The organism is Bacillus sp. FSL K6-0255 (assembly GCF_045040725.1).
In the GTDB taxonomy this organism is placed as follows: domain Bacteria; phylum Bacillota; class Bacilli; order Bacillales; family Bacillaceae; genus Bacillus; species Bacillus subtilis.
On sequence record NZ_CP150278.1, the window covers coordinates 165,001 to 172,500 of the forward strand.

Genomic DNA, 7,500 nt, shown 5'->3' on the forward strand with positions numbered 1-7,500 from the left:
TCAAGATGAGATTTCCCATTCCGCAAGGAAGTAAGATCCCTGAAAGATGATCAGGTTGATAGGTCTGAGGTGGAAGTGTGGCGACACATGGAGCTGACAGATACTAATCGATCGAGGACTTAACCATATTTTTGAATGATGTCACACCTGTTATCTAGTTTTGAGAGAACACTCTCAATTTGTTTGGTGGCGATAGCGAAGAGGTCACACCCGTTCCCATACCGAACACGGAAGTTAAGCTCTTCAGCGCCGATGGTAGTCGGGGGTTTCCCCCTGTGAGAGTAGGACGCCGCCAAGCAGATTTATTAATTCTACCATGTTTGTTTATGAAGCTTTATATTATTCCGCAGTAGCTCAGTGGTAGAGCTATCGGCTGTTAACCGATCGGTCGTAGGTTCGAATCCTACCTGCGGAGCCATTGCTTCCATAGCTCAGCAGGTAGAGCACTTCCATGGTAAGGAAGAGGTCAGCGGTTCGAGCCCGCTTGGAAGCTTAAATGTATTATTACCAAGGTTTCTCATAAGGAGAAAGCTTTTTTTATTGCGATATGCGGAAGTAGTTCAGTGGTAGAACACCACCTTGCCAAGGTGGGGGTCGCGGGTTCGAATCCCGTCTTCCGCTCCATTTATCCTAACGGGATATTGTAAATTGAATTGCGCCCGTAGCTCAATTGGATAGAGCGTTTGACTACGGATCAAAAGGTTAGGGGTTCGACTCCTCTCGGGCGCGCCATATCTTTTAATAGAATAGATAGGAAATCGGGAAGTAGCTCAGCTTGGTAGAGCACATGGTTTGGGACCATGGGGTCGCAGGTTCGAATCCTGTCTTCCCGACCATTTTTTATGGGGCCTTAGCTCAGCTGGGAGAGCGCCTGCTTTGCACGCAGGAGGTCAGCGGTTCGATCCCGCTAGGCTCCACCAAAAGTTTTTAAAAAAGTTATTGACTTTGAAGAAGTGACATTGTATACTAATAAAGTTGCTTTAACAAAGCGGACAAACAAAATGATCTTTGAAAACTAAACAAGACAAAACGTACCTGTTAATTCAGTTTTTAAAAATCGCACAGCGATGTGCGTAGTCAGTCAAACTACTTTATCGGAGAGTTTGATCCTGGCTCAGGACGAACGCTGGCGGCGTGCCTAATACATGCAAGTCGAGCGGACAGATGGGAGCTTGCTCCCTGATGTTAGCGGCGGACGGGTGAGTAACACGTGGGTAACCTGCCTGTAAGACTGGGATAACTCCGGGAAACCGGGGCTAATACCGGATGGTTGTTTGAACCGCATGGTTCAAACATAAAAGGTGGCTTCGGCTACCACTTACAGATGGACCCGCGGCGCATTAGCTAGTTGGTGAGGTAACGGCTCACCAAGGCAACGATGCGTAGCCGACCTGAGAGGGTGATCGGCCACACTGGGACTGAGACACGGCCCAGACTCCTACGGGAGGCAGCAGTAGGGAATCTTCCGCAATGGACGAAAGTCTGACGGAGCAACGCCGCGTGAGTGATGAAGGTTTTCGGATCGTAAAGCTCTGTTGTTAGGGAAGAACAAGTACCGTTCGAATAGGGCGGTACCTTGACGGTACCTAACCAGAAAGCCACGGCTAACTACGTGCCAGCAGCCGCGGTAATACGTAGGTGGCAAGCGTTGTCCGGAATTATTGGGCGTAAAGGGCTCGCAGGCGGTTTCTTAAGTCTGATGTGAAAGCCCCCGGCTCAACCGGGGAGGGTCATTGGAAACTGGGGAACTTGAGTGCAGAAGAGGAGAGTGGAATTCCACGTGTAGCGGTGAAATGCGTAGAGATGTGGAGGAACACCAGTGGCGAAGGCGACTCTCTGGTCTGTAACTGACGCTGAGGAGCGAAAGCGTGGGGAGCGAACAGGATTAGATACCCTGGTAGTCCACGCCGTAAACGATGAGTGCTAAGTGTTAGGGGGTTTCCGCCCCTTAGTGCTGCAGCTAACGCATTAAGCACTCCGCCTGGGGAGTACGGTCGCAAGACTGAAACTCAAAGGAATTGACGGGGGCCCGCACAAGCGGTGGAGCATGTGGTTTAATTCGAAGCAACGCGAAGAACCTTACCAGGTCTTGACATCCTCTGACAATCCTAGAGATAGGACGTCCCCTTCGGGGGCAGAGTGACAGGTGGTGCATGGTTGTCGTCAGCTCGTGTCGTGAGATGTTGGGTTAAGTCCCGCAACGAGCGCAACCCTTGATCTTAGTTGCCAGCATTCAGTTGGGCACTCTAAGGTGACTGCCGGTGACAAACCGGAGGAAGGTGGGGATGACGTCAAATCATCATGCCCCTTATGACCTGGGCTACACACGTGCTACAATGGACAGAACAAAGGGCAGCGAAACCGCGAGGTTAAGCCAATCCCACAAATCTGTTCTCAGTTCGGATCGCAGTCTGCAACTCGACTGCGTGAAGCTGGAATCGCTAGTAATCGCGGATCAGCATGCCGCGGTGAATACGTTCCCGGGCCTTGTACACACCGCCCGTCACACCACGAGAGTTTGTAACACCCGAAGTCGGTGAGGTAACCTTTTAGGAGCCAGCCGCCGAAGGTGGGACAGATGATTGGGGTGAAGTCGTAACAAGGTAGCCGTATCGGAAGGTGCGGCTGGATCACCTCCTTTCTAAGGATATTATACGGAATATAAGACCTTGGGTCTTATAAACAGAACGTTCCCTGTCTTGTTTAGTTTTGAAGGATCATTCCTTCGAAACGTGTTCTTTGAAAACTAGATAACAGTAGACATCACATTCAAGTAATACAAGATATCACATAGTGATTCTTTTTAACGGTTAAGTTAGAAAGGGCGCACGGTGGATGCCTTGGCACTAGGAGCCGATGAAGGACGGGACGAACACCGATATGCTTCGGGGAGCTGTAAGCAAGCTTTGATCCGGAGATTTCCGAATGGGGAAACCCACCACTCGTAATGGAGTGGTATCCATATCTGAATTCATAGGATATGAGAAGGCAGACCCGGGGAACTGAAACATCTAAGTACCCGGAGGAAGAGAAAGCAAATGCGATTCCCTGAGTAGCGGCGAGCGAAACGGGATTAGCCCAAACCAAGAGGCTTGCCTCTTGGGGTTGTAGGACACTCTGTACGGAGTTACAAAGGAACGAGGTAGATGAAGAGGTCTGGAAAGGCCCGCCATAGGAGGTAACAGCCCTGTAGTCAAAACTTCGTTCTCTCCTGAGTGGATCCTGAGTACGGCGGAACACGTGAAATTCCGTCGGAATCCGGGAGGACCATCTCCCAAGGCTAAATACTCCCTAGTGACCGATAGTGAACCAGTACCGTGAGGGAAAGGTGAAAAGCACCCCGGAAGGGGAGTGAAAGAGATCCTGAAACCGTGTGCCTACAAGTAGTCAGAGCCCGTTAACGGGTGATGGCGTGCCTTTTGTAGAATGAACCGGCGAGTTACGATCCCGTGCAAGGTTAAGCAGAAGATGCGGAGCCGCAGCGAAAGCGAGTCTGAATAGGGCGCATGAGTACGTGGTCGTAGACCCGAAACCAGGTGATCTACCCATGTCCAGGGTGAAGTTCAGGTAACACTGAATGGAGGCCCGAACCCACGCACGTTGAAAAGTGCGGGGATGAGGTGTGGGTAGGGGTGAAATGCCAATCGAACCTGGAGATAGCTGGTTCTCTCCGAAATAGCTTTAGGGCTAGCCTCAAGGTAAGAGTCTTGGAGGTAGAGCACTGATTGGACTAGGGGCCCCTACCGGGTTACCGAATTCAGTCAAACTCCGAATGCCAATGACTTATCCTTGGGAGTCAGACTGCGAGTGATAAGATCCGTAGTCGAAAGGGAAACAGCCCAGACCGCCAGCTAAGGTCCCAAAGTATACGTTAAGTGGAAAAGGATGTGGAGTTGCTTAGACAACCAGGATGTTGGCTTAGAAGCAGCCACCATTTAAAGAGTGCGTAATAGCTCACTGGTCGAGTGACTCTGCGCCGAAAATGTACCGGGGCTAAACGTATCACCGAAGCTGCGGACTGTTCTTCGAACAGTGGTAGGAGAGCGTTCTAAGGGCTGTGAAGCCAGACCGGAAGGACTGGTGGAGCGCTTAGAAGTGAGAATGCCGGTATGAGTAGCGAAAGAGGGGTGAGAATCCCCTCCACCGAATGCCTAAGGTTTCCTGAGGAAGGCTCGTCCGCTCAGGGTTAGTCGGGACCTAAGCCGAGGCCGAAAGGCGTAGGCGATGGACAACAGGTTGATATTCCTGTACCACCTCCTCACCATTTGAGCAATGGGGGGACGCAGGAGGATAGGGTAAGCGCGGTATTGGATATCCGCGTCCAAGCAGTTAGGCTGGGAAATAGGCAAATCCGTTTCCCATAAGGCTGAGCTGTGATGGCGAGCGAAATATAGTAGCGAAGTTCCTGATTCCACACTGCCAAGAAAAGCCTCTAGCGAGGTGAGAGGTGCCCGTACCGCAAACCGACACAGGTAGGCGAGGAGAGAATCCTAAGGTGATCGAGAGAACTCTCGTTAAGGAACTCGGCAAAATGACCCCGTAACTTCGGGAGAAGGGGTGCTCTGTTAGGGTGCAAGCCCGAGAGAGCCGCAGTGAATAGGCCCAGGCGACTGTTTAGCAAAAACACAGGTCTCTGCGAAGCCGTAAGGCGAAGTATAGGGGCTGACGCCTGCCCGGTGCTGGAAGGTTAAGAGGAGCGCTTAGCGTAAGCGAAGGTGCGAATTGAAGCCCCAGTAAACGGCGGCCGTAACTATAACGGTCCTAAGGTAGCGAAATTCCTTGTCGGGTAAGTTCCGACCCGCACGAAAGGCGCAACGATCTGGGCACTGTCTCAACGAGAGACTCGGTGAAATTATAGTACCTGTGAAGATGCAGGTTACCCGCGACAGGACGGAAAGACCCCGTGGAGCTTTACTGCAGCCTGATATTGAATGTTGGTACAGCTTGTACAGGATAGGTAGGAGCCTTGGAAACCGGAGCGCCAGCTTCGGTGGAGGCATCGGTGGGATACTACCCTGGCTGTATTGACCTTCTAACCCGCCGCCCTTATCGGGCGGGGAGACAGTGTCAGGTGGGCAGTTTGACTGGGGCGGTCGCCTCCTAAAAGGTAACGGAGGCGCCCAAAGGTTCCCTCAGAATGGTTGGAAATCATTCGCAGAGTGTAAAGGCACAAGGGAGCTTGACTGCGAGACCTACAAGTCGAGCAGGGACGAAAGTCGGGCTTAGTGATCCGGTGGTTCCGCATGGAAGGGCCATCGCTCAACGGATAAAAGCTACCCCGGGGATAACAGGCTTATCTCCCCCAAGAGTCCACATCGACGGGGAGGTTTGGCACCTCGATGTCGGCTCATCGCATCCTGGGGCTGTAGTCGGTCCCAAGGGTTGGGCTGTTCGCCCATTAAAGCGGTACGCGAGCTGGGTTCAGAACGTCGTGAGACAGTTCGGTCCCTATCCGTCGCGGGCGCAGGAAATTTGAGAGGAGCTGTCCTTAGTACGAGAGGACCGGGATGGACGCACCGCTGGTGTACCAGTTGTTCTGCCAAGGGCATCGCTGGGTAGCTATGTGCGGACGGGATAAGTGCTGAAAGCATCTAAGCATGAAGCCCCCCTCAAGATGAGATTTCCCATTCCGCAAGGAAGTAAGATCCCTGAAAGATGATCAGGTTGATAGGTCTGAGGTGGAAGTGTGGCGACACATGGAGCTGACAGATACTAATCGATCGAGGACTTAACCATATTTTTGAATGATGTCACACCTGTTATCTAGTTTTGAGAGAACACTCTCAATTTGTTTGGTGGCGATAGCGAAGAGGTCACACCCGTTCCCATACCGAACACGGAAGTTAAGCTCTTCAGCGCCGATGGTAGTCGGGGGTTTCCCCCTGTGAGAGTAGGACGCCGCCAAGCAATTGCACATTAGTGTAATTTTTTAAAAAAGTTATTGACTTTGAAGAAGTGACATTGTATACTAATAAAGTTGCTTTAACAAAGCGGACAAACAAAATGATCTTTGAAAACTAAACAAGACAAAACGTACCTGTTAATTCAGTTTTTAAAAATCGCACAGCGATGTGCGTAGTCAGTCAAACTACTTTATCGGAGAGTTTGATCCTGGCTCAGGACGAACGCTGGCGGCGTGCCTAATACATGCAAGTCGAGCGGACAGATGGGAGCTTGCTCCCTGATGTTAGCGGCGGACGGGTGAGTAACACGTGGGTAACCTGCCTGTAAGACTGGGATAACTCCGGGAAACCGGGGCTAATACCGGATGGTTGTTTGAACCGCATGGTTCAAACATAAAAGGTGGCTTCGGCTACCACTTACAGATGGACCCGCGGCGCATTAGCTAGTTGGTGAGGTAACGGCTCACCAAGGCAACGATGCGTAGCCGACCTGAGAGGGTGATCGGCCACACTGGGACTGAGACACGGCCCAGACTCCTACGGGAGGCAGCAGTAGGGAATCTTCCGCAATGGACGAAAGTCTGACGGAGCAACGCCGCGTGAGTGATGAAGGTTTTCGGATCGTAAAGCTCTGTTGTTAGGGAAGAACAAGTACCGTTCGAATAGGGCGGTACCTTGACGGTACCTAACCAGAAAGCCACGGCTAACTACGTGCCAGCAGCCGCGGTAATACGTAGGTGGCAAGCGTTGTCCGGAATTATTGGGCGTAAAGGGCTCGCAGGCGGTTTCTTAAGTCTGATGTGAAAGCCCCCGGCTCAACCGGGGAGGGTCATTGGAAACTGGGGAACTTGAGTGCAGAAGAGGAGAGTGGAATTCCACGTGTAGCGGTGAAATGCGTAGAGATGTGGAGGAACACCAGTGGCGAAGGCGACTCTCTGGTCTGTAACTGACGCTGAGGAGCGAAAGCGTGGGGAGCGAACAGGATTAGATACCCTGGTAGTCCACGCCGTAAACGATGAGTGCTAAGTGTTAGGGGGTTTCCGCCCCTTAGTGCTGCAGCTAACGCATTAAGCACTCCGCCTGGGGAGTACGGTCGCAAGACTGAAACTCAAAGGAATTGACGGGGGCCCGCACAAGCGGTGGAGCATGTGGTTTAATTCGAAGCAACGCGAAGAACCTTACCAGGTCTTGACATCCTCTGACAATCCTAGAGATAGGACGTCCCCTTCGGGGGCAGAGTGACAGGTGGTGCATGGTTGTCGTCAGCTCGTGTCGTGAGATGTTGGGTTAAGTCCCGCAACGAGCGCAACCCTTGATCTTAGTTGCCAGCATTCAGTTGGGCACTCTAAGGTGACTGCCGGTGACAAACCGGAGGAAGGTGGGGATGACGTCAAATCATCATGCCCCTTATGACCTGGGCTACACACGTGCTACAATGGACAGAACAAAGGGCAGCGAAACCGCGAGGTTAAGCCAATCCCACAAATCTGTTCTCAGTTCGGATCGCAGTCTGCAACTCGACTGCGTGAAGCTGGAATCGCTAGTAATCGCGGATCAGCATGCCGCGGTGAATACGTTCCCGGGCCTTGTACACACC

At 52.0% G+C, this 7,500-nt stretch carries 6 tRNA genes and 6 rRNA genes (2 of these 12 cut by a window edge); all 12 read left to right on the plus strand.

Features of this window, described 5'->3' with window-relative positions:
• Window positions 1–127, plus strand: a 23S ribosomal RNA gene (locus MHB62_RS00945) (it extends 2,801 nt beyond the left edge of the window).
• A 55-nt stretch (window positions 128–182) separates the two neighbouring features.
• A 5S ribosomal RNA gene (gene rrf / locus MHB62_RS00950) occupies window positions 183–298 on the plus strand.
• Between the two features lie 45 nt (window positions 299–343).
• Window positions 344–418, plus strand: a tRNA-Asn gene (locus tag MHB62_RS00955).
• Between the two features lie 2 nt (window positions 419–420).
• Window positions 421–493: transfer RNA gene (locus MHB62_RS00960), tRNA-Thr, on the plus strand.
• Between the two features lie 56 nt (window positions 494–549).
• Window positions 550–624: transfer RNA gene (locus MHB62_RS00965), tRNA-Gly, on the plus strand.
• A 31-nt stretch (window positions 625–655) separates the two neighbouring features.
• Window positions 656–732 (plus strand) — tRNA-Arg (locus tag MHB62_RS00970).
• A gap of 27 nt (window positions 733–759) precedes the next feature.
• Window positions 760–836, plus strand: a tRNA-Pro gene (locus MHB62_RS00975).
• An 8-nt stretch (window positions 837–844) separates the two neighbouring features.
• Window positions 845–920 (plus strand) — tRNA-Ala (locus MHB62_RS00980).
• A gap of 171 nt (window positions 921–1,091) precedes the next feature.
• Window positions 1,092–2,641: ribosomal RNA gene (locus MHB62_RS00985) — 16S ribosomal RNA — on the plus strand.
• Between the two features lie 167 nt (window positions 2,642–2,808).
• A 23S ribosomal RNA gene (locus tag MHB62_RS00990) occupies window positions 2,809–5,736 on the plus strand.
• A gap of 55 nt (window positions 5,737–5,791) precedes the next feature.
• Window positions 5,792–5,907: ribosomal RNA gene (rrf, locus tag MHB62_RS00995) — 5S ribosomal RNA — on the plus strand.
• A 186-nt stretch (window positions 5,908–6,093) separates the two neighbouring features.
• Window positions 6,094–7,500 (plus strand): 16S ribosomal RNA (locus tag MHB62_RS01000) (it continues 143 nt past the right edge of the window).
• Together the 16S, 23S and 5S rRNA genes with 6 tRNA genes alongside form the textbook arrangement of a ribosomal RNA operon.